A 20,778-nucleotide genomic window follows, 5' to 3' on the forward strand; every position below is an offset into this window, starting at 1 on the left:
AAAAGCCGCATCATGAAGCGGCTTTTGGATCACATTTAAACACTGCGCGGTAGGTTATAGTGTCATGTCCATTTCGACAATACCGTCCTGAAGTTGTACGTCGATAGTGAAGCCGACTTTTTGTGCAAGAGCAATCATCCCTGAGTTTGAAGGCATAGTCATACCGTTAAAGCGTTTAAGGCCACTCACCCGGCCATAATTAATGATTTTTTCCATCAGAATTGCGCCAAGGCCCATGCCTTTAAGATCAGAACGAACCAAGACAGCAAACTCTGCATCTGTGTGTTCAGGGTTGGCTAGGGCTCGGACGACACCCAATATCTCGTCAGAACCGTTTTCTAATCGATGAACCGCAACAAAAGCCATCTCGCGGTCATAATCAATCTGTGTCAGGTTAGCCAAAGCTTCATGGTTTAACTCGCCGACATCAGAGAAGAAACGCTTGTAGAGGTCTTCAACCGATACATGCTCGATAAATGATTTATGGTTTGGTTCGTCTTCTGGAAGAATGGGGCGCAGCAAAATTGTTCTTCCATCCTTTAACTCTGCTCGCTCTTCCATTTCTTTCGGGTAAGGACGAATTGCCAAGCGCGTATTCGCATCTCCCTCAAATACACATAGTTTGATAGACGCATCCAGCACAGTAAAACTATCGCCTGTCACGAGCAGAGGGTGAATGTCTAACTCGGTGATTTCTGGAAAGTCTATTAAAATCTGTGACAGTGTCACAAGAAAGTGGCACAGCGCATTCACATCCAGATTATACGGGTGGCCACGTTGGCGGAGCTTTCCACTCTTAATCGCACCTATCACTAAATAACGTGCAAGCGCCATGTTGAGTGGTGGAATAGCTACAGCAGCATCGCGGTTTACATCCCATTCTGAACCACCTTCTCCCAAAAGAATGACTGGGCCGAAAACAGGGTCGTGACGTACACAAACACGAAGTTCCTGAGAACCTGCGCGGTTAGCCATACTTTGTATTTGCAGGCCTTCAATGCGGGCAGTTGGGTAAGTCATACCGACACGGTTCAACATTAACTGTGCTGCATTTGCCACTTCAGTCGCGTTGTTCAAATCGAGCATGACGCCGTTCACGTCGGACTTATGGGCGATATCAGGTGAGCGGAGTTTGACTGCTACAGGGTAGCCAACCTGTTCAGTGATCTGGGCGGCTTCAGCTGCATCTGATGCCAACCAAGTCGCCATCACATTGATACCGTACTTGGAGAGGAAAGGACGAGCCTCATGGGTGGTCAGTATGCGCAGGTTTTCTTCCAATGCTTGTTGGATCAGTGCCTTTCCGCCTTCAACATCGTAATCAATTTGGCCGATAGAGGTCGGTGTTTCCATCAGTTGCTTCTGGTTTCGTCTGTATTCGACCAAGTGCATGAACGCTGTGACTGCACTTTCTGGCGTGCGATAAGCGGGAAAACCTGCATGAGCAAAAGCCAGACGGGCGACTGTCGCATCATCGCTTTCGCCTTGCCAGTTCGTCAGGATATTAAAGCGTTTAGCGCGCTGGGAGTTCTTCAGCATATCTGCAAGCGCTTTTGCTGTTTTCAGACCGGGTGCTGTCACTGAAGGGGAGTGAAGGATCAACAAGGCATCAGCTTCATCACTCTCCAGAAGAATTTCGGTTACTTTCTTATAGCGTTCAGTGTCAGCATCACCCACGATATCAACGGGGTTTGACTGTGACCAACTGACTGGAAGTATGGCATCCAATTTTGCCTTAGTTTCTTCACTGAGGACCGCCAGTTTACCCCCCATTTCCAGTAAGGTATCAACCGCCATCACAGCTGGGCCGCCACCATTGGAAATAACCGCCAGTCTCTCACCACGAAGTGGCACTGAATGAGAGAGGGTTTCCACTGCGGCAAACAATTCATGCGTGGTACGTACACGCAGCATACCTGAACGTCGGATAGCAGCGTCATAAGCGCCATCCAACCCGATTTCACTTTCCTGTAAATGAGGGAGGATCGAAGCTCCTTCAGGCGTGCGTCCGCTTTTCAGGACGAGAACGCGGCGGTTACGTGACGCTGCTCTGGCCGCAGAAATGAAAGCACGGGCGTCTTGGATATTATCGATGTACAGCAGAATGGCGTCGGTTTTGCTTTCGCGGCTTAGGTAATCCAACAGTTCGGGAAAGTCGATGTCACTGGCCTCACCAAGAGAAATGAAGGTGGAAAAACCAATTCTGCGGTTACGTGCCCAGTCCAGAATAGTGGTACAAACCGCTGCGGACTGGGAAACAAAAGCAATGTTCCCACGGTTGGCCGGAATCGGAGAGAAAGAAGCATTCAGGTTAAGCCAAGGTAGGATTAATCCAAGGCTGTTTGGCCCTATTACTCGCATGGCATATTGGGAAGCGATGTCTCTCATTACGTCAAATTCGCTGCGGCCATCTTCTGCTTTGGTTTTTTTCATACCAGCAGCCAAAATAATTGCCACTTTGACGCCTTTTTCGCCCAGTTGACGAATCAGTTCGCTGTTGCGCGAAGCTTGTGTGCAGAGAATGGCGAGATCAGGTACAAGAGGAAGGGATTCAATGGTTGGATAAGCAAGGACTCCAGCAACCGCCTGATATTTAGGTGTGACAGGCATAACTGGGCCTCGAAAACCGCCGGACTGCAGGTTACGAATAATCACGTTACCTGCGCGTCCCTGAGTGTCAGAAGCGCCAACAACAGCAATTGATTTAGGTTTAAACAGCGTATCCAGGCTGGTCATTTCGCCCTCCGACTTGGTTATTCTCAGACAGTTTACTGTTTTTCGCATCACGATGTTTCAATCGGTTAGCATGGCTGTGATCCGCCGCTAAAAGCATCGTCAGATTGGCAGAAACTGGGAAATGATGTGTGACATGTGGCAGATACTTATCAGAGTGGGCTTGGTTTAAGTTGAATGAATGGCAGGGTGGGTACAGAATAAGGGCAGTGGCTCCTAAAAGTAGAATATTCATGAAGAAAATCCTTTCGCTCGCTTTCACACTTGCTCTTGCCGGTTGTGCTGGCGGAACCAGCACCACACAAATTCTAACCCAATCTTCTGAAGAAGAAGTGATGCCTGTGACTGAAACCATGGTGCCATCTTCAAAACCAGAGATGACAAAACCTATGCCTAAGCCAGTTTCGGTGGAGAAACCGAAAGTGCCGACACCTAAGCCGGTCATGACTGCGCAGAAGAAACCTAAGCCGACACCTAAGCCTGTTAAAAAACCATCTGCGATATCTTCATCAACTTACACCATTCAGGTCATCGCATTGAGCCACAACAAGGGCTTCAGTGAATACATGAACAGACTGCCGTCTGATAAGCCAGTTTGGTCAAATAAGAAGATGGTTGATGGTCTCCCTTGGTACACCTTGCTCTACGGTGAGTTTAAATCCAAGACTGAAGCGCAAAATGCACTCAAAGCACTGCCGAATGACATTAAACAATACGGTCCATTTATTCGTTCATTTGCTTCCATTAAGTCGTCAGCGACACCAGAAGTAAAACGCTTGAACTGAATAGACAAATCAAATGGAAAAGAGGGCTAAGGCTCTCTTTTTTCTTGCTTGTTTTTTGGAACACAGGGTCTGCGGTGGCTTATGAATCAAGTAATGACGGGTTTTTGCGCGATCACGCAAAATTTGCCAGTTATTTGCGTTTGATTGAGTGAAAGCGCCAATGTGTTTGTTTACTATACCCAAACGCCTTGAGTGAGAGCATCTTCAGGTCGTTTGGGTATAGTAGGTGCCTCACGGATTGTGCGATTAGATTTAGTTATCCCTGAGCGATTTATCAGGGCGATGTAGGAATGGTCATGAACCCAACTCAAGTATTGTTGCTGTGTGGTGGCGGTAGCGCTGAACATGAAGTATCGATGGTGTCAGCAAACTATCTGGAATCTGAATTAAAGAAACTGCCATCCGTTTCAGTTGTTCGCGTTGAAATCACAAAAAATGATGGCTGGAAGGACAGTAACGGACAAGATTGCCGTCTGAATCTGGATAAGACGCTTAAAGTCGGTGATGAAGTTATCAATATCGATTTTGCCTTGCCGTGTATTCATGGGTTTCCGGGCGAAACGGGTGACATCCAATCTTTGTTTGAGTTGGCTGGCGTTCCCTACATGGGGTGCGATTCTTCCGCCAGCAATGTTTGCTTCAACAAAATCACTTCAAAACTCTGGTTTGATGCGATTGGTATTCCGAACACTCCATACGTTTTCCTGACTGACAACGACGAAGACAGTATTAAAAAAGCGGAAGAAGCTTTTGACCGCTGGGGTGCAATTTTCGTTAAAGCAGCGTGTCAGGGGTCTTCTGTCGGTTGCTACAAAGTGTCAGATAAAAAAACCGTGCGTGAATCGGTTGAAAGTGCGTTTAGCTACTCCAACCAAGTGTTGGTTGAGAAAGCCGTTCGTCCACGCGAACTGGAAATTGCCGCTTATCATTATGATGGCCAAGTCATTGTGACGCGTCCCGGTGAGATTGCTTGTCCAGAAGACACCTTCTACACCTACGAAGAGAAATACAGCGAAGGAAGCCACAGTCAGACGACAGTAGAGCCAGAAAATCTGACGAAATATCAGGTCGAAAAAATGCGTGAGTATGCAGAGAGAGCATTTGTTCACTTGAAGCTGAAAGACTTGTCTCGTATAGACTTCTTTCTAACGCCGGAAGGTGAGGTGCTGTTGAATGAAATCAATACCTTCCCTGGTATGACGCCAATTTCAATGTTCCCGAAGCTCGTTGAGCACAATGGTCACCCATTCTCTGAGTATCTGGCGAGTTGTATCCGCTCAGGGACTAATTAGTCCTTATCCAGTTTACGTTTGAACTTATCCATTGCCTCGTCTCGAGCCTGTTTGTTTCCCACATATTGGGCTGGCATCGCGGGGCTTTTCCATCTCCCCTGTTGCTGAATCTCTTTGATCGTCAAACCTGAGTCTGACAAATCCTGACTGGCACCCACGCGCGGCGATTGGCCTGAGAAAGTCAGTGTCCCCTGAACACCTAATTCTTCTGCTGCCCGACGGAACACACGGTAAATAGACGAGTGATCCATTGGGGCATCACCAAGCTGCTGATGTTTATTAATTCTGCGCAACAGGGGACCGTCTGTTATGGCGGTCATTTCAAACCAAAGTTCGATCAAAGCCGAGGCTTCAGGGGAAAGTGCCATGGAGGTGTCCGAAATTTGGAGCGTAAAACCATATTCAGTTTTAATGATGTCTTCAAATTGAATTGCAGCCAACTCGCTGCGTTTTAACATGCATTCAAAGCAGAGCGTCCAGATGAGCAAGTCCCTGATGTCTTTGAGCCGATCACTAGTGCAGAGTTTGGAATGCAGCGATTGAAGGTGGTGGTAGTGGAATGCTGTCGCTTGATCTGCTTCATCCGCTTTCTCCTGATACAACTTATTTAGCGTGAAGCGAACCTCTCTGTGGCGGGTAGGGTCGGAGAGGCCATGGACTCGATGCATCATGGAAACTGTAATGATATAGCGCTTGATACTGGATGCTTTTCGCAATGTCGATTTGGCTTCTATAAAGCGCCGTACCGCTGTTACAGCAGCAGGGAGGGGACAAACATTCACTTCACGGCAGTATTCGACGAAAACTTGCCAGTCATTCTGGAAACTCAGCAAGGAATTTTTACTGTAAAGTCCTTGAGTGAGAACATGCCAATCCTCTAGAGAGAGAGCACCCTGTTTAAACAATAATATACTGGATTTAACAGCCTTCGGGTCAGTAATAGGTTCTATCTTTTTCATGACGTAATGCACTATAACTTATTTTTCTGTTATCTATTATTCCACCGAATCGGACAAGTTGATAGCGCCAATGATCACATAAACTCTTCATATATTGATAACTTCAAGGTCTGCCAAAGAACGCGATTTTTGCCAAATATGCGTTGAGAACCTTTTTTGACAAAAGGCTCGTTATCAAGTCTTGGTTAGCTTGTTATCACCGTTTTATCGAATCGTTTTTACGAAGATAAATGTTGGGCAGATACCACGTTAATAGTCGAATTATCCGTTCTTTTTCATTAAAATCGCCTGCGATAATAACTTTATACCCAAATCACTGTTAAGCGCCTGATCCCTGGTGGTTAAGTTAATGGGTAAGCAATCCATAGAACAGGTAGTGAATGAAAAAGCGATATTCTCATCGTGGCCATACTATTGAATGTAAGGACGATGTTTATACGTCAATTGTTGCAGGGAGAAGTGTATCCGGCACGATGCTGGGCGTAAAACAGTGTATAGATTGGTGGAGTGACACCCGTATCTTCCGTCGTCCTGCCGAATTCGAACGTCAATCCTTCCGAACCGCAAGGGGCCCTTCCTCGGAAGTTTATAAAGGCATTCAGATCATGTCTGACGACAAACAACCGGGCCTTTGGTATATCTTGGTTCGCGGGCAACTTCTTAAAGGTCCATTGCCAAAGATTAAGCAATTTATCGACCAAAATGCGCTGTCGCGCTAATTCCACCATAATCCAAAGCTTACCGTGTTCTGACTGCGCGAGTTTTGGTAGCATTGGCCCATTCAACAAACGTCAAAGAGTGAATGATGAGAGACGATAACAGCCGACTGGTGTATTCCACCGACTCCGGGCGTATCAAAGAAGAAAAGCAGGCGCCAGTCCGTGAAAAGGGTGATGGCGTTGTTCGTATTCAACGTCAAACCAAAGGTCGCAAAGGTAAAGGCGTTTGTCTGGTTACGGGGATGGATCTCGATGATGCAGCATTGAAATTAGTTGCGGCTGAGCTTAAGAAAGTCTGCGGCTGTGGAGGTTCAGTGAAAGATGGCGTGATTGAAATTCAAGGCGATAAGCGTGACCAAATTAAAGCTTACCTTGAGAAGAAAGGTCACACGGTAAAACTGGCAGGCGGTTAATCTTCCTCTTCAGAGTGATATAAAAAAGAGATGCCAACAGGCATCTCTTTTTTGTTAGACAAGTGAGGAATGTTGATTAGCCTTTGTAACGTTGGATAGCACCGCTTTCCAGACGCGCCAGGTAATCGTTCATGTCCGCTTTGATTTCTGGAACCAGGCGGTACAGACCGATGATGTTAACCAGAGCCATTGCAAAGATCATTGCATCAGAGAAGTCGATAACTGGACCCAGGTTCATCGATGCACCGATGACAACGAAACAGCAGAACATGACTTTGAAAATCATCTCAGCGCGTTTGCTCTCACCGAACAGGTAAGTCCAAGCTTTCAGGCCGTAGTAAGACCAAGAAATCATGGTTGAGAACGCGAACAGTACAACTGCCACAGCAAGGATCAGAGGGAACCAAGAGATTGACGCCTCGAAAGCTGCAGAAGTCAGTGCAACACCACTCAACTCCTGACCTTCATACAGTTGGCCAGTGATGATGATAACCAGTGCAGTCATGGTACAGATAACAACGGTATCGATGAACGGTTCCAACAGAGAGACGAAACCCTCAGACATGTGTTCTTTGGTTTTTACTGCTGAGTGAGCAATCGCCGCCGAACCAACACCTGCTTCATTCGAGAACGCGGCTCGTTTGAAGCCCTGAATCATGGCACCGATAACACCACCCGCGACACCTTCACCGGTGAATGCACCGTTGAAGATAGCGCCGAATGCTGCGCCTACTTGGTCAATGTGCATAAGGATGATAACCAGAGCAGCACCAACGTAAACAATGGCCATGAAAGGAACAACTTTTTCGGTAACTTTCGCGATTGACTTTATACCGCCGATGATAACCACACCAACGACAACAGCCATAATCAGGCCGAACAACCAGCCTTTATCCGCGAAGAAGGACATGTCGCCACCAGTAACGCCAACAACTTGTTTGAACGCCTGGTTAGCCTGGAACATGTTACCGCCACCCAAAGCACCGCCGACCGCACAAACTGAGAATAAAACGGCGAGGGTACGACCAAATGCTGGGTTACCTTTGTTAGCCAGACCTTTGCTCAGGTAGTACATTGGACCACCGGAAACAGAGCCATCTGGGTTTGTGTTGCGGTATTTAACACCGAGCGCACACTCTACAAACTTGGTAGACATACCAAGTAGACCCGCTAGGATCATCCAGAATGTTGCACCTGCACCACCGATAGAGATTGCGACAGCAACACCCGCGATGTTACCGAGGCCAACCGTACCGGATAGCGCTGTTGCGAGCGCCTGGAAGTGAGAAACCTCACCTGGCTCTTTTGGATCTGTGTAGTCACCTTTAACAAGACGGATTGCATGAGTGAATCCACGGAAGTTGATAAAGCCTAGATACAGCGTGAAGATGACAGCGGCAACAACCAGCCACATTACGATCCATGGCGCTTCAGCATCTAGAAAGGGGAGTGGAACAGAGGAGAAGATCATACCCACGAATGGGTTTACAATTGGTGCGACTATTTCATTGATTGCTTCATCGATCCCTGCCGCAGAGGCTGAGCTTGCAAACAACGAAAGTCCAGCAGTCGTCATTATACGTTTCATTACCGAGTCCTTTTCTTTTTTATATTACTTTCATACTTACCGCAACATGATGTGTTACATGTTTGTTAACAGCTGTTGCGCTGCGGATTATTTCACGTATAAACATATTTGCAATATATTTCGACCCCGTAATTTTGCATTTTTTATAACAAGATAAAGCGCTCACACTTTTCTACCAAAACCTCCCATTCATAATTTATTTCGCGAATTTACTCGGCGATAAAATAATTCGGCAATATATGTATAAATAATTGTGCATTTATAATTTTGACTTTTTTTAATTTATTCATAAGGCTGCAAGCGCTTTCTGTTGGGGCACGTGTTGCACCACTGTAAAGCAGGCCGATACAAGGTATTGTTAACAGATGAATTTAAATAACTATTTCTAACAAACCAAACAGGAGAAAATGCTTCTAATTTAAGACAATTTTAAATTAGCAAGAAAATAGCACTGGAATTAGAAAAGTATGGGGTTATAAATAAGCTAGTCATTCTTAAATATGATACGAACTTAATGTATAGCTTCTGTCTCTCCGCAGTAAACTAGATACTCTGTATTGGGCAATTTTTCGCCAACCATTCTGGTTATTAGCGAGTTAAGTCACGTTAAGAATATATACCCAACAAATTCTCTATTTTAAGCATTATTAGTCACTTCTTATTAGTAGTTTAGTAGTTCAGTCATGCAGTGGTTAACAAAGTTCTCCGCCTCACCAACGTTTATCTTTACTGCCATAGTTGCAGCAACGATAGCGTCAGATGTGGTGTTGCAAAAGCAATCAGACTCAAGCAGGGTGCTTATGACGAAGTATTTAGAAGCACTACCGTCAGTTTCTTTAGAGATGGTTAAAGCACAAAATGCACTGGAAGCATCGGGCGAAACCGTGCTGGCCCCACAACAGGTTGATATGCTTGAAGAAACGCTCGCTAAACTGCTTTCCAGCCAGTACTCTAGCTTCGAAAAACGCCGTCTCGCGATGAAAATTGAGATACTTCGTACCCACGTTGTAGACACCGATTTTGACAGAGAGTTACATCGCATCGGTGATACAAGCTGCGAGCCAAATGTTCAGTTGGCCAACCAAATAGAACAGCTGCAACCGCTTAGTGTTCGCCCTCAATACCAAGTGACGCTTTGCTACCTCAACCAGGACGGGACAACAATGATGTCCAGCGCTTCTTCTTTGGATTTCACCCACAACCAAGCGCTGGAACCTTAGCGTCTATTGCAACAACAATTCCTGCACGGGCTTACTGAATCAAGGTACTGTAGTTAGGAAGGTGCTCAACAAACCGCTGCTGCACATCCAAATATGTTTTCCTGTAGATGTCATCAATTTTATTAGCGGCCGGAAAGAGAGCCGAAAATCCAGGGTGCTTAAGGTCTATCGTCATTTCAGCCGTCCGCTGAATATGAGCGATAAAAACTCGAGGATCTTCTAAACCCACTGCAATACGCAGTGTCGTTGGCTTAATTCCTGCCTCATTGAGTGCATCTGTTGAAAGCTCTGAATGTGTTGTCATTGCAGGGCATAAAGCAACTGTGTTGGTCTGTCCAAGGCTGACCTGCATACCAATGGCAGGTTCAAGCATGTCAAAAAATTGCTTAAATGCTGATTGTTCAATGGCTTTGCGGTCGGCTTTGCCTTCCATATCGATAGTGAATAAGGAGGCTGGCAACCCCAGGCGCATTTGCGATTGCATTAACGCGTAGTTTGGGCTGTCAGGCAGAGCAGGGCATGACACATTGATATCGGGGTGAAGTGCGAATATGCGCGCTAGCGACAGGGTATTGATGGCTTTTTGCAGCACACGTAATTCGAAAGTCTTCATCCCATTGAGAACCTCAAATGCTTTATCAGCATCGAGGAACGCGCCTTTTATGTAATAAACGTTCCAGAACAGCGTGTGATTCCAGTTAACCTCACGTTCTTTGCCACTGGGTGTTTTGCATGTGACGGTGTCACCTTTTGGAATGAACATATCTTCATTCCGGCCAATGACCACACCTGCAGTTGTGCTTCCAGAGCCAGCTAATTCTTTCGTGTACGAATGAATCACGAAGTCTGGACGTTCCATCGGATCACTTCTTTTTAACACAGGGTGGAGGAAGGGAGTACCTACAGTGGTGTCCACCATAACACACCAATCACGTTCATGGGCCGCTCGGCTTATGCCAGCAACATCCAGTACGAAGCCGTGAGGGTTACAGGGGCTTTCCAGATACACATAAATCTTACGGCCAGCTTTTATTCTGTCCGCATATTTCCTCTCAGCTGCGTCCATGGCTTTAGCAAAAGTCTCGTCATCGTAGCCGTCCACCCATTCTATCGCCACGTCCAGATTAGAGGACTTGCGATACCAGTCTTGAAGGAGTTGGTAACTGCCGCCATAAATATTTCGTGAGACCAGCACGATATCTTCGCGTCCCAGCAGGTGACTCAACAAACCGTCAATTGCTGCCATCCCAGAGTTAAAGTTCCAGGCGAGATATTGGTCGGCCATGTCACCGGCTTCGATATCGACGATATGGTTCGCCAGCGCAATGGATGTTGGATTTAGCAGCCGGGAATAAATTTCATGTAATGGCTCCCTGCCATTGAATGCATCCTCCACCCATTCAGTACAGGCAAATAAATAAGTGGCAGTACGTGTGATGACTGGGGCTGCAGAAAAAATGGCCGCAACGTTATCAAAAATAGGGTAAGCACCTTTCGCCGAGAAATGCCCGTTTTTGGTTACGATGGACTTGTAGGTTGTGCGCATCGGGTTTTGTAGGTTATCGAGAATTTTCGCTAACTGGAATGATAGGAACCGCTTTGCGTTAAACCAGGCAATGCGATCATTTCTGTCTAAATCATTCAGCCCATTCAACGTAATGGCCCAAAGATCATGAGTATGATGATTCGCGGTATATAAGCTAGTTGCAAGGGAGACCAGTGCTTGCCCGAAGTCTGACTCTGTATCGATACCGAAGTGCCTTGCCTGCTCGTTGGCTAAAGATGTCGCGTCTTCCTGCTTTGTCGTATTTCGTAGAGGACTAAGTTGAGTTGCTTTATTCATCGCTAATTCCCTTAACTAAAGATTGTTTGTGTCTATAACGATCACATTAGTCAAAGCAGCGATAAGGATGATTGCGAAATACACCCTATAATTGTTAACAATTGGTAGATCCTGCCAATATTTTAGTGTTATGCGCTAGTAATGGAAGCGAGGAAAAGAAATGGAGCATAATCTTGATAGTATAGATAAGAAGATTTTGGGCGAACTCCAAAAAGAGGGGCGCTTAACCAACCAAGAGTTATCAGATAGGGTTTCTTTATCCCCATCGCCTTGTCTTCGTCGTGTCAGGGTACTCGAGCAAAAAGGGATAATTACTGGCTATCATGCTCATGTTGATCAAGACAAATGTGGGCTACCTGTTAATGTCTTTGTGTTGGTGAAGCTCGAAAAACCGACCGAAGATAATATGGTCAAATTTGAAACCTTGATCGACCAAATGGATGAGGTGTTGGAGTGTTTTCTGATGACAGGCACTCACGATTACCTTCTTCATGTTGTGAGTGAATCGCTGAAAACTTACGAGAGGTTTATTCGCAGGGAACTGACGCGTCTTCCCAACATTGCCGCAATCGAATCCAGCTTTGCTTTTGGTCAGGTCAAAAAACGTTCCCGATTACCCATTTAGCTCTTCCTTCAAATAACCCGAACCCTGCACCCTTCAGGTTGTTTGGGGAAATTGTTTTCGCGCTTCCCCTCTAAATGCTGATATGATGGATATATAAACGACAAGTGTCGCTTTACAATACGACAGATGACGCACATAATTTAACCAAAGCTAATGGAGGTTGATATGTACGCAGATCAGTTAATGTCGCTTGGCATCGTCAAAGAAGGCCAGATTATCAATCAGGATATGGAACTGGATATCATCCGCCATGGACTGAAAGTTAAACATGCGCGTAAAGTTATGAAAGAAATGGCGATGAGTAGTGGCGAGTGGGTCACTTTGATTGGTTTAAGCCCACGAAGCCTCCAGCGCAAGAGCGATTCAGACCTCCTAACACCTTCGCAATCAGAAAAGACACTGGCTATTCGTCGTGTGGTTGATCTTGCTGTTGATTACTATGGCGATCGTTCAATCGCTTTGGATTGGTTAAAAACACCACAAGTGGCTTTTGGTGGAAAGGCCGCTGTTGACTACTTGGATACCAACACGGGCATTCAATATGTCGAAAACGTACTCAACCGTCTGATGCATGGCATGACTGCCTAATGGAAGTATTTCGACTTTCAGTTAAACGGTTTGCCGATCTCAGTGGGATGGGGGGCATATTTGGATCTGGTCGTTGGCACCAAAAAGGCCAACCTGTTCTATATACTGCTGGTTCACGATCCCTGGCAGCACTGGAGCGTTTCGTTCATGAAAGTCCGGTACAAATGCCACCTTTGGTCATGATGACCATCTACATTCCAGACGATCTCCCCATTAAGCGCGTTTCTGAGCAAGAACTTCCTGAAGGCTGGGACGCTGTGCCAGACGCAGATGTATCCCGGAATTACGGTACTGTCTGGCTTCGCGAAATGACCACGCCAGTCATCCAATTACCATCTGCTATTATCGCCAGCGAATACAACTTTCTCCTTAACCCCCTCCATACTGAAAGCCGGAAAGTGAAGATCATCGATCAACGCGATTTTTACTATGACAGCCGTCTCAAGAAAATGATGCGATAGGGCATTAAAGTGGCCTAGGATAAAAGACGTTAACCACGCATAGTGCTAATTAATGCCAATAAGTCCATTGGGCCTTGAGTGGTTGGAAAAAGGCTAATCTTTTGCCTATGTGTGTGCGGTATTGTAATGCTATGAGTTCTGCCCGAGCCCCAAGCGTATAGTCCATTTTAAGGGGAGAGGTTCACTCAACGCAGACGAAATATGAATTGAAAGGAAAGGAGTATCCAATGATGAAGTACGTAGTGGCATTTTTATGTCTGGTTTCAACAGCGATATCTAATGCGGCCGAACCCATTTCCCCTTTCTCGGCATCGGAAGCCATTGATTTAACCCACCCGATGCACAATGACATGCCATTCTGGCCTGGCGGCGTACCATTTAAAAAAGAAGCACTCGTGACACACGAAAATGGCGGGTATCTGCTGCACAAATTCAGTATGGGCGAAAACACAGGTACACATGTTGATGCGCCCATTCATTTTATTAAGAACAGATCTACCATTGAAGATATCCCTCTAAGCAGCTTAATTGTTCCTGTTGTTGTCATTGATGCGAGAAAGCAGGTGATGGGTAATCCTGACTATCAATTGTCAGTGGAAGATTTGAAGCAGTGGGAATCAGAGCATGGAACCATACCTAAAAAATCACTCTTTGTAATGAACACCGGGTGGCACACCCGGTTTAACAGCCCAGAACAATACATCAATATGGACAAAAATAATGTTATGCACTTTCCAGGGTATTCCCCTGAGGCAGCAGCGATGCTAGTTGATAGGGGCGTAACAGGCATTGGAATCGATACGCTAAGTTTAGATCACGGACCTAGTCAGAGTTTCGCAACGCATATTGTGATGTTAAAAGCTGGGAAATATCAGATTGAAAACATGGCTAACCTGACGGCTCTTCCTCCCAAAGGAGCAACCGTGATCATTGGTGTTTTACCTATTCAAGGCGGCTCCCAGGCGCAGGCCAGAATTCTCGCGCTGCTGCCATAGTTATCCCTAATACATCTTCATAGGCCGGCAGCTTTAAACAAAGAAATCTCTCACTTGTGAGGGGTTTCTTTGAATTCAAACCGAGGTTTTTAGGCAGCGACACCTTAGAAAGTTGGTAGCTATCTATAAACCCAACGACGGCTAAATGCTTCCAGTGAAAAAAGCTTTTCACGATAATTCACCAAAGCTAGAAGAACTCTGTTGGAACAGAATGATCCAATATGAGCGTCTTAGAGAATTGGTAATTATCTATTTTATGGTAAATAGATAATTACGTTCAATACACTGAAATATTTAAAGAAAGTGGATAATGACAGACAAAGGAGAGTCAGATTTAGCGTAGTTACATCTATTATTTAACATAAGATAGATAATGCGCACTAATGGTTGTGATATAAATAAGATGGCTTTAGGTTTTCTGCAGCCGTTTGCGTGCGCTTTCCCGTTCCGCCTTGAGATACCAGCAAGCCGCCCTAGCTCATATTCATCATCCCTAACAAGTAAGCTACACGAATGCTGATTTACTTGTTTCGAAACTTTTATCAGCAAAATTTCAATTCGTTAGACGGAGGCGCAGAGTATTTTCACGTACAGCCGCCAACGCGGAAGATAGCGATAAAGCCCAAACATGACACCTCCCACAAATACATTGCCTTCGATACATCCAATTGCTTCAGTTCAGAGAATTACTCGTAAAGATCTGAGACTGACCAGCTTCGTCTATGAACATCTGAGCTGACTTTCGTTACTCTCGTCATGTGTTCACAGTAAACGGAAAACTGCCTTAAGGACATGTGAAATTATCAGGTTGTTTTTGCACAATGAATTCCACGAGAACACCTATCGAACTATTTCAAATTAATAAGGGATAAACCAATGAAAGCAAGCAACCTTTGCATCATTACATTGGCTATGACAACGTCGTTCGGTGTGTTGGCAAAAGACGCAAACGCGCCGGTATCAGACGCTGTTATTTCTGAGCAACGTCAAGAACTGGCTGAAAACACAGAAGATGAAGGATTTGGTCCTCAATCGCCACGTGATATTGACTCTAAAGCAGGCAATAACACCACGTTGTTCAGCACTGCACCGTCTTACACAGAAATGAACCTGTGTAATATCCACTTCCACAAAAATGCCGAGCATAAAGGCGGTGAATTTACGCTTTATGCAGGAAATGGTGACGGCGAAGGCTACCAGACCGGTTATCGTTACTCTGGCAAGCTGTCAGACGCTGAACTCGCACCAGTGAAAAACAAGGTTTGCCCGAGCAAGCATGGCGACCTGAAACCGGGTGATACCATTGAAGTTCACTATGTTCATTCAACGGCGCAGGTTGAACCGGGCCCGACGCTTGGTGCGTGTTTGAGTGATGCCAACAAAAACCCGCAGCTTCGTGTAGAAACGCAGGTTTACGTGCTGGTGAACGACAAAAATGCTTACGACTTTGAAGAGCTGACAGAGCATGAAGTTCAGGATGGCGTGCATCAGGCGGTCGCAATTCCTGCTAACACGGGTAAGCCAATTCAATACATGGGTTCAACCACGGGCCCTGGCTACAACGAGAAAGGATCGCCATTCCAGGTGACTTGGAGCGTTCGTCCGAAAGTGGCGAAAGTGAATATCAAATCCGTTGGTGAATGGTGTGAAGGCAATGTCTTCGATGAAGACCACGCACATGGCGTGCGTAACCTTGTGGTGAACAAAGATCTGCTGTCTGAAATCGTGAACTAAGATTCTGACGCTGGGCGCGTAAGCAGTTATGCGCCCTATTCTCTTTTTAGTTATCACCTAGACCAGGCCGCTTGCGGCCAAAAGAAATGGCGCTGTTGCGCCATTTTTCTATTCGCAGCACACGGATTATCTGTCGTTCTCGACCAGAGTGATAATATCCCGCGCTTTGACGAAATGATCGAGTTCATGGGTTTTGATCCACCAAGTGGCGGCTTCCATGAGTAGTTCGGGGTCGTCATTCTTGTTCGCAAAGAAGGCATAGAAGGAGACATTGACGTTATCCCCTTTGGTCAGGATTTTCTTTTTGCAGACCTCGATAACTTTTTCGCGCAGTGAATCTCTCATGTTTTCCCTGAATATGGATCGCTAATAAGCGATACTGTATATAAATACAGTTTTCGATAAAAGTGGTACGTGTGAGAGTTTGAACCACCCTACACTTCTTTTGACTAAACAGAAGCGATACATTGAGTGACGGGTGGTTACGCTTCTAACAGGGAGAGAAATATGGCGGGAATCGTTGAATTAGATGCTCTTTTGTCATCGATGGAACCAGCTCTGATTGACGCGGAGTTTGTGTTTTGTACCGTATCAGGTGTGCTGTCGGATTACGTTGAGCTTGAGCCGTTGGCCACTTTCCGGGAAGCCGAAGGGTTAACCTTGCTGCTGGAGAAATCAGCGGCTGAATCTGCAAACATTGCGTTCGAAGGGGTCTATCGTCAAATTACCCTGACAGTCCATTCCAGCCTGGATGCTGTAGGTTTAACAGCTGCGGTATCAACTAAATTGGCGGAAAAAGGCATCAGCGCCAATGTACTCGCCGCCTACTATCACGATCATATCTTTGTGCAGGCGGAAAAAGCAGACTCAGCGCTGAAAGCACTGCAGGAATTTTCTACTGAACCATAATGGGCTTTCCATCTGAGAGGACCACAAAGTATTCTCCTCGCATAAACACTCCTAGCACTTTGTGGCTGCTGATGTCTTCCCACGTTACGCCATCATCAGAATGTGAAAACGCATCTATGAACGTCAGTTTCACATACTGTTCATAGGTCAACACTTCGCGCCGGACAAAGCCGCCAAATGGATAGTAAATCAAGCTACCGTCTTTCAAGTAAGCAGGGATCATCTGCCCCTTTCGGTGCTCGTCTGTGCCGCTCATCACAACGGCTTTGTAATTGTGTCGGTATCGGATTGCAGGCATAACAATAAACACTGTTTATATGTACAGTGTAATTCTACTCGGTTTATGGAGAACGGCAAGCCGCTTTAAAGGAACGACAAACGGTAAAGTGATTTTTTATATGGAATTTTAGTGAGACTAGTGAGAAAGGCGGATAGTCACCCGCCTTGATGTGAAATTTTTTATTTGTGATTCAGTAGCATGATGATGTCGTCTAGCATCTCCTTTTCTCCCTGCCCGTTCATGGGGTAATCCATGTCGACTTCCAAGTCTTTTGCGAATTTCTGGAAGTACCGAGGCACATGGGAAAGGATGTAATCTGAACATTCACTGTGTTTGTTGTGGATGAAGTTACGAATAATATGCTCGTAACTAACATCTACATCACTACCTGACACCCGCTCCAGAAAGAACTCTTTTCTGTTGTCTTCAAGAAAACGGATATATCGGTTTTCAGTAAGGTATTTGTCCAGTAGTGCTTGTCTGATACAAGCAAGCACAATACGCGATGCACGTTTAGGCTTAGTCTCGCCCGCCTCTTTGAGGGATTCAAGGATCCTCTCTTCAAGATATGGTGTGTATTTCTTCTTATTAAAGAAGCCCTCCTCTACACGGGTGAAGAACTTCTCAAACTTCTTCTTGCGAATCCAGTTCGTTAGAATCCATTTCATAGGCTTAAAAGTCTTGGGTCTATCAACGACGCTAACCTACCACTCTTCCATACATTTGGGTTAGGCCTATCCAAATTTTTTGCGCTTTAAGCGCCACTTTTTAACTATTCCGCGCGTTGAGTATAAATAACCATTCTCGAATTGATGTGATCTGAAACATAAATGCTCAATAATCACACACTTGTATATTCAATCATTTGGATATTTTTGCGATATAGGTTCAACTAACAATATTTCCTATGAGGTTTAATGGTCTGAGAAACGTACTGGATGACAGATAAAAACAAAGGTGTCGGGAGGCATCATGACGATATTTTCGCTGGGCCGGAAAGCTATCATCAATGAAAGCTCTATGGAGTATGACTGGATAAGAAGACAGGTCGAAGAAGGTTTTGAAAAAGCGGAGATCATCAACTCGATTTTGCGTTGTTATGGAGGTGATGAAGAGATTGCCGCACTTTTTTATTCTATTGCTGTTGGCGACAGTTCACCAGGCGTTTTACTTACTCATCTGAGCTTGTGTGATTGGTCCCCACTACAGGGTGAACACATGGACTCCATGGATTCTTAGATCAAACCTGATGACAAAGAGGGATGGCTTCGCCACCCTCTCTCTACTCGATCACTGCTTGAAGATATCCATAACCAGCGGTACGACTTTGTACCAAACTGCCGCACCGATACCAATCCATACCAGCAACCAAAATAGACGTGAAAGCCAAGTATTACGCGAGTGATAACGGGCTGGATCAGGCTCTCCGCATCCAGGACAAGACAGCGCACGTTTGGAAACCTGCTTTTCACAAACTGGGCAAGCAACTAATGGCATGTAGACCTCTTATTCCTTTTTGAATCTTTTTAATGATCGCCAAGCGAATGCTTTTTTGCTGGCGTTATGCACAATACCCAAATCGCTCTAATGGAGACCTTCAATACGCCCACTTCTTCGTTAAATTCCACGGAAATAGAACGACTATTCCTCGCGAAATTTGCCTCGAATTGAACGCATTGATGACCTCTGAATTCAAGCATCTTCAGGTCGTTTGGGTATATATACTATTACGAGTCGCTTTACCTAACTAGATGGATCGACAAGAAATCGCTGAAACGATCAATTTCCTGATTAAATTCATGAAAAACAGATACTTTCTTACGGAAATGGTGTGAAGGAGAAGCTGGACAGCTTCCCCTTCGGGTGGGGATTACGCTTGGTTTGGTACGATTTGAACCTCTACACGTCGGTTCTTAGCGCGGCCTGAAGAGGTATCATTAGAAGCGATGGGTTGAGTTTCACCATAGCCAGTCACATACAAACGCTTCGCGTTAATCGCAGAACGCTGCAAATACCCTTTCACACTCTCAGCACGCTTTTCAGACAAGGTCATGTTGTATGCTGCATCACCTGTGCTGTCGGTGTGTCCTTCAATGCTCAGGAAGGTTTTGTTGTATTCGTTCATCACGCGCGCAACAGCATCAAGAGATTGATAGAAACCTGGGGAGATACCGCTCTGGTTTGTGCTAAATGTAATGTTGGATGGCATAACTAGACGGATATTGTCACCTTCACGCACGACTTCGATTCCAGAACCCGCCAATTCTTCACGGAATGCGGCCTCTTGTTGATCCATATATTGCCCCACTGCAGCCCCTGCCAGTGCACCAATAGCAGCGCCTATGAAGATACGTTTGTCTTTGTGGTTACCAGTGGCTTTACCTAAAACAGCACCAGTAGCGGCACCAATAGCAGCGCCAGTTCCAGTATTCGAGGCACAGCCTCCCAACACCAGTGAAGTCGCAAGCAAAGTTACAACGGGAATTGATTTACGCATAAATTCTCTCCTTCTTGCTTCCCTCATACATTGAGGGCTTTAATCTGACGCGTTGCCTCAAAGATATGCGTATTGATAAGGCGGCCAATCTTAGTCATCTGTAAAGTCCGAATTGTCAGTGCTTTGCAAAGTAAACCCAATAATTGAACGCCGTTTTATATTTACACATGCTATGACCGCAAAGACGAAGTATCATTCCCTTTTATTTGCTGGAATTCTGATGATGAAAAAGGAAGAGTTGTTAGATGATAAGGGAAAAGTTTTTATGCATAGGTAGTTAGAGTAAATTTTTAAGGGCCATGAAAAGTTATAGTGCATTAAATAGTTAAAATTAAAGGAGCAGATCTACTCTACTCCTTAACCTGTGACCACTTAATCACCGAAATCATGCACATCTAAGTGGAAGATATCGACGGGATCAACCCAATCTACCGTTCCGCATACTGTGCAAGTACACTCAGTGTGGTCTTTATAATTACCACTGATTGGTGGCGTGGTCAGCGCGCGGATGGCTGGGTCATGGTGAGCTTGCTCACGTACTTCATGCCCAGTTTCTTTTTTACAATTAGCGCAATGCCAAGTGTGTACACTCATCGTTATCTCCTTGCCAGAAACCTTACTCCTTCGCAGTGAGTGTAATTTCATATAACTTCCAATTTAAGATGCATTATTGAGACATAGAGTAATTAGGCGGAAATAGACTTTTTCCTGAAGAATTTTTGCTAAGAATTAAGTACTCAGTTGAATTTTACATGCATGTTCATGTGTACTCTTTGACTATGTTTATGCTTTATATTCAACAATTTGATATTGAAAAGGTTGAAAAAATGTTTAGACAAGAAAACCTGTTTAAATCCCTACCAAATGCCAGAAATCATGAAGTTTTTGAAGATTTAATCAAACACCCGTTTGTCAGGATTAAGAGAATAGTGTCACGTGGCCAAACTTCGCCTGAGACCAGTTAGTACGATAAGACGAGAATGAATGGGTGGTTGTTTTACAAGAGAGTGCTGAGCTAACGTTTGAAAGCGGTAAGTCGATGTTTTTAGAGACGTGGGATCATCTCGATATTCCCGCCCATACTAAGCACAAAGTGAGCTGGACAAATTCGGATGAAGATACCGTTTGACTGGCTGT

General features: G+C 45.2%; 23 protein-coding genes and 1 pseudogene. 13 read left to right on the forward strand and 11 right to left on the reverse strand.

The features are described from left to right. Positions 1-54: 54 nt before the first annotated feature. A complete protein-coding gene (locus VP504_RS23875) occupies positions 55-2,736 on the reverse strand; it encodes a bifunctional acetate--CoA ligase family protein/GNAT family N-acetyltransferase (RefSeq protein WP_062707777.1) in 2,682 nt (893 codons plus the stop codon). Then, entirely contained in the window at positions 2,711-2,968 is a 258-nt protein-coding gene (locus VP504_RS23880; protein WP_325894516.1) for a hypothetical protein, read from the reverse strand. The genes VP504_RS23875 and VP504_RS23880 overlap by 26 nt, the downstream gene beginning before the upstream one ends. On the opposite strand from VP504_RS23880, the gene VP504_RS23885 reads away from it, so the two are divergent. Together VP504_RS23885 and VP504_RS23890 are read left to right on the forward strand one after the other, a co-directional pair. Next, positions 2,967-3,518: an SPOR domain-containing protein gene (locus VP504_RS23885; protein ID WP_062707784.1), complete on the forward strand. Its 552-nt coding sequence runs from the start codon at positions 2,967-2,969 to the stop codon at positions 3,516-3,518. The two genes, VP504_RS23880 and VP504_RS23885, sit on opposite strands and share 2 nt — an antisense overlap. Before the next feature lie 296 nt (positions 3,519-3,814). Beyond that, positions 3,815-4,810: a D-alanine--D-alanine ligase gene (locus VP504_RS23890; protein WP_325894517.1), complete on the forward strand. Its 996-nt coding sequence runs from the start codon at positions 3,815-3,817 to the stop codon at positions 4,808-4,810. Here the strand turns inward: VP504_RS23890 and VP504_RS23895 are convergent. Beyond that, positions 4,807-5,769 (reverse strand): tyrosine-type recombinase/integrase, encoded by a 963-nt coding sequence (locus VP504_RS23895; RefSeq protein WP_062707790.1) that lies wholly within the window; start codon positions 5,767-5,769, stop codon positions 4,807-4,809. The genes VP504_RS23890 and VP504_RS23895 overlap by 4 nt on opposite strands. Positions 5,770-6,149: 380 nt before the next feature. Here VP504_RS23895 and VP504_RS23900 point away from each other — a divergent pair, with 380 nt between their 5' ends. Together VP504_RS23900 and yciH are read left to right on the forward strand one after the other, a co-directional pair. Beyond that, a complete protein-coding gene (locus VP504_RS23900) occupies positions 6,150-6,488 on the forward strand; it encodes a DUF3319 domain-containing protein (RefSeq protein WP_325894518.1) in 339 nt (112 codons plus the stop codon). 86 nt (positions 6,489-6,574) lie between these two features. Next, positions 6,575-6,901 carry a stress response translation initiation inhibitor YciH gene (yciH, locus tag VP504_RS23905; RefSeq protein ID WP_325895435.1) on the forward strand — a complete coding sequence of 109 codons (327 nt, stop codon included), beginning with the start codon at positions 6,575-6,577 and terminating at the stop codon, positions 6,899-6,901. A gap of 76 nt (positions 6,902-6,977) precedes the next feature. Here the strand turns inward: yciH and VP504_RS23910 are convergent, their stop codons facing one another. Beyond that, complete coding sequence (locus VP504_RS23910) at positions 6,978-8,489, reverse strand: alanine/glycine:cation symporter family protein (protein ID WP_325894519.1); 1,512 nt, start codon at positions 8,487-8,489, stop codon at positions 6,978-6,980. A gap of 800 nt (positions 8,490-9,289) precedes the next feature. Here VP504_RS23910 and VP504_RS23915 point away from each other — a divergent pair. Next, entirely contained in the window at positions 9,290-9,709 is a 420-nt protein-coding gene (locus VP504_RS23915; protein WP_325894520.1) for a hypothetical protein, read from the forward strand. Positions 9,710-9,740: 31 nt separating this feature from the next. On the opposite strand, the gene VP504_RS23920 is transcribed toward VP504_RS23915, so the two are convergent. Next, positions 9,741-11,552 carry a trans-sulfuration enzyme family protein gene (locus VP504_RS23920; RefSeq protein ID WP_325894521.1) on the reverse strand — a complete coding sequence of 604 codons (1,812 nt, stop codon included), beginning with the start codon at positions 11,550-11,552 and terminating at the stop codon, positions 9,741-9,743. Between the two features lie 160 nt (positions 11,553-11,712). Between VP504_RS23920 and VP504_RS23925 the strand changes: the two genes are divergently transcribed. The 5 genes from VP504_RS23925 (at position 11,713) to VP504_RS23945 (ending at position 15,955) form a co-directional block, all read left to right on the forward strand. Beyond that, positions 11,713-12,177 carry an Lrp/AsnC family transcriptional regulator gene (locus tag VP504_RS23925; protein WP_062707812.1) on the forward strand — a complete coding sequence of 155 codons (465 nt, stop codon included), beginning with the start codon at positions 11,713-11,715 and terminating at the stop codon, positions 12,175-12,177. A 165-nt stretch (positions 12,178-12,342) separates the two neighbouring features. Then, a complete protein-coding gene (gene parS, locus VP504_RS23930) occupies positions 12,343-12,765 on the forward strand; it encodes a type II RES/Xre toxin-antitoxin system antitoxin (RefSeq protein WP_062707815.1) in 423 nt (140 codons plus the stop codon). After that, positions 12,765-13,226, forward strand: a complete 462-nt coding sequence (locus tag VP504_RS23935) for an RES family NAD+ phosphorylase (RefSeq protein WP_325894522.1) — start codon at positions 12,765-12,767, stop codon at positions 13,224-13,226. The genes parS and VP504_RS23935 overlap by 1 nt, the downstream gene beginning before the upstream one ends. A 227-nt stretch (positions 13,227-13,453) precedes the next feature. Further along, positions 13,454-14,221, forward strand: coding sequence for a cyclase family protein (locus VP504_RS23940; protein ID WP_325894523.1), 768 nt, complete (start codon positions 13,454-13,456; stop codon positions 14,219-14,221). Between the two features lie 912 nt (positions 14,222-15,133). Next, on the forward strand, positions 15,134-15,955 hold the full coding sequence (locus tag VP504_RS23945; RefSeq protein ID WP_442788935.1) for a delta-class carbonic anhydrase: 822 nt from the start codon (positions 15,134-15,136) through the stop codon (positions 15,953-15,955). A gap of 126 nt (positions 15,956-16,081) precedes the next feature. Here the strand turns inward: VP504_RS23945 and VP504_RS23950 are convergent, their stop codons facing one another. Continuing rightward, a complete protein-coding gene (locus tag VP504_RS23950) occupies positions 16,082-16,300 on the reverse strand; it encodes a DUF6500 family protein (protein ID WP_325894525.1) in 219 nt (72 codons plus the stop codon). 162 nt (positions 16,301-16,462) lie between these two features. Between VP504_RS23950 and VP504_RS23955 the strand changes: the two genes are divergently transcribed. After that, positions 16,463-16,864: an ACT domain-containing protein gene (locus tag VP504_RS23955; protein WP_325894526.1), complete on the forward strand. Its 402-nt coding sequence runs from the start codon at positions 16,463-16,465 to the stop codon at positions 16,862-16,864. Here the strand turns inward: VP504_RS23955 and VP504_RS23960 are convergent. Together VP504_RS23960 and VP504_RS23965 are read right to left on the reverse strand one after the other, a co-directional pair. Further along, positions 16,851-17,162, reverse strand: a complete 312-nt coding sequence (locus VP504_RS23960) for a hypothetical protein (RefSeq protein WP_325894527.1) — start codon at positions 17,160-17,162, stop codon at positions 16,851-16,853. The two genes, VP504_RS23955 and VP504_RS23960, sit on opposite strands and share 14 nt — an antisense overlap. 161 nt (positions 17,163-17,323) lie before the next feature. Further along, positions 17,324-17,812 (reverse strand): hypothetical protein, encoded by a 489-nt coding sequence (locus tag VP504_RS23965; RefSeq protein WP_325894528.1) that lies wholly within the window; start codon positions 17,810-17,812, stop codon positions 17,324-17,326. Positions 17,813-18,116: 304 nt separating this feature from the next. On the opposite strand from VP504_RS23965, the gene VP504_RS23970 reads away from it, so the two are divergent. Continuing rightward, positions 18,117-18,383 carry a hypothetical protein gene (locus VP504_RS23970; RefSeq protein WP_325894529.1) on the forward strand — a complete coding sequence of 89 codons (267 nt, stop codon included), beginning with the start codon at positions 18,117-18,119 and terminating at the stop codon, positions 18,381-18,383. 51 nt (positions 18,384-18,434) lie between these two features. Here VP504_RS23970 and VP504_RS23975 read toward each other — a convergent pair whose 3' ends face one another. The 3 genes from VP504_RS23975 to VP504_RS23985 all read right to left on the reverse strand — a co-directional run bounded on the left by VP504_RS23975 (position 18,435) and on the right by VP504_RS23985 (position 20,235). After that, positions 18,435-18,641, reverse strand: coding sequence for a hypothetical protein (locus tag VP504_RS23975; protein WP_325894530.1), 207 nt, complete (start codon positions 18,639-18,641; stop codon positions 18,435-18,437). Between the two features lie 373 nt (positions 18,642-19,014). Next, positions 19,015-19,641 carry an OmpA family protein gene (locus VP504_RS23980; protein WP_325894531.1) on the reverse strand — a complete coding sequence of 209 codons (627 nt, stop codon included), beginning with the start codon at positions 19,639-19,641 and terminating at the stop codon, positions 19,015-19,017. Between the two features lie 372 nt (positions 19,642-20,013). Then, positions 20,014-20,235, reverse strand: a complete 222-nt coding sequence (locus VP504_RS23985; RefSeq protein ID WP_325894532.1) for a hypothetical protein — start codon at positions 20,233-20,235, stop codon at positions 20,014-20,016. Positions 20,236-20,468: 233 nt separating this feature from the next. On the opposite strand from VP504_RS23985, the pseudogene VP504_RS23990 reads away from it, so the two are divergent. Further along, positions 20,469-20,770: pseudogene (locus VP504_RS23990) on the forward strand (cupin). The last annotated feature ends 8 nt before the right edge of the window (positions 20,771-20,778 follow it).

Source organism: Grimontia sp. NTOU-MAR1, from assembly GCF_035758505.1.
Lineage (GTDB): Bacteria > Pseudomonadota > Gammaproteobacteria > Enterobacterales > Vibrionaceae > Enterovibrio > Enterovibrio marinus.

What these genes read in the sequence shown, in the direction of transcription:
- VP504_RS23875 (WP_062707777.1), bottom strand. Translation starts at nt 2,736, where the DNA reads ATGACCAGCCTGGATACGCTGTTTAAACCTAAATCAATTGCTGTTGTT.
- VP504_RS23885 (WP_062707784.1), top strand. Translation starts at nt 2,967, where the DNA reads ATGAAGAAAATCCTTTCGCTCGCTTTCACACTTGCTCTTGCCGGTTGT.
- VP504_RS23880 (WP_325894516.1), bottom strand. Translation starts at nt 2,968, where the DNA reads ATGAATATTCTACTTTTAGGAGCCACTGCCCTTATTCTGTACCCACCC.
- VP504_RS23890 (WP_325894517.1), top strand. Translation starts at nt 3,815, where the DNA reads ATGAACCCAACTCAAGTATTGTTGCTGTGTGGTGGCGGTAGCGCTGAA.
- VP504_RS23895 (WP_062707790.1), bottom strand. Translation starts at nt 5,769, where the DNA reads ATGAAAAAGATAGAACCTATTACTGACCCGAAGGCTGTTAAATCCAGT.
- VP504_RS23900 (WP_325894518.1), top strand. Translation starts at nt 6,150, where the DNA reads ATGAAAAAGCGATATTCTCATCGTGGCCATACTATTGAATGTAAGGAC.
- yciH (WP_325895435.1), top strand. Translation starts at nt 6,575, where the DNA reads ATGAGAGACGATAACAGCCGACTGGTGTATTCCACCGACTCCGGGCGT.
- VP504_RS23910 (WP_325894519.1), bottom strand. Translation starts at nt 8,489, where the DNA reads ATGAAACGTATAATGACGACTGCTGGACTTTCGTTGTTTGCAAGCTCA.
- VP504_RS23915 (WP_325894520.1), top strand. Translation starts at nt 9,290, where the DNA reads ATGACGAAGTATTTAGAAGCACTACCGTCAGTTTCTTTAGAGATGGTT.
- VP504_RS23920 (WP_325894521.1), bottom strand. Translation starts at nt 11,552, where the DNA reads ATGAATAAAGCAACTCAACTTAGTCCTCTACGAAATACGACAAAGCAG.
- VP504_RS23925 (WP_062707812.1), top strand. Translation starts at nt 11,713, where the DNA reads ATGGAGCATAATCTTGATAGTATAGATAAGAAGATTTTGGGCGAACTC.
- parS (WP_062707815.1), top strand. Translation starts at nt 12,343, where the DNA reads ATGTACGCAGATCAGTTAATGTCGCTTGGCATCGTCAAAGAAGGCCAG.
- VP504_RS23935 (WP_325894522.1), top strand. Translation starts at nt 12,765, where the DNA reads ATGGAAGTATTTCGACTTTCAGTTAAACGGTTTGCCGATCTCAGTGGG.
- VP504_RS23940 (WP_325894523.1), top strand. Translation starts at nt 13,454, where the DNA reads ATGATGAAGTACGTAGTGGCATTTTTATGTCTGGTTTCAACAGCGATA.
- VP504_RS23945 (WP_442788935.1), top strand. Translation starts at nt 15,134, where the DNA reads ATGACAACGTCGTTCGGTGTGTTGGCAAAAGACGCAAACGCGCCGGTA.
- VP504_RS23950 (WP_325894525.1), bottom strand. Translation starts at nt 16,300, where the DNA reads ATGAGAGATTCACTGCGCGAAAAAGTTATCGAGGTCTGCAAAAAGAAA.
- VP504_RS23955 (WP_325894526.1), top strand. Translation starts at nt 16,463, where the DNA reads ATGGCGGGAATCGTTGAATTAGATGCTCTTTTGTCATCGATGGAACCA.
- VP504_RS23960 (WP_325894527.1), bottom strand. Translation starts at nt 17,162, where the DNA reads ATGCCTGCAATCCGATACCGACACAATTACAAAGCCGTTGTGATGAGC.
- VP504_RS23965 (WP_325894528.1), bottom strand. Translation starts at nt 17,812, where the DNA reads ATGAAATGGATTCTAACGAACTGGATTCGCAAGAAGAAGTTTGAGAAG.
- VP504_RS23970 (WP_325894529.1), top strand. Translation starts at nt 18,117, where the DNA reads ATGACGATATTTTCGCTGGGCCGGAAAGCTATCATCAATGAAAGCTCT.
- VP504_RS23975 (WP_325894530.1), bottom strand. Translation starts at nt 18,641, where the DNA reads ATGCCATTAGTTGCTTGCCCAGTTTGTGAAAAGCAGGTTTCCAAACGT.
- VP504_RS23980 (WP_325894531.1), bottom strand. Translation starts at nt 19,641, where the DNA reads ATGCGTAAATCAATTCCCGTTGTAACTTTGCTTGCGACTTCACTGGTG.
- VP504_RS23985 (WP_325894532.1), bottom strand. Translation starts at nt 20,235, where the DNA reads ATGAGTGTACACACTTGGCATTGCGCTAATTGTAAAAAAGAAACTGGG.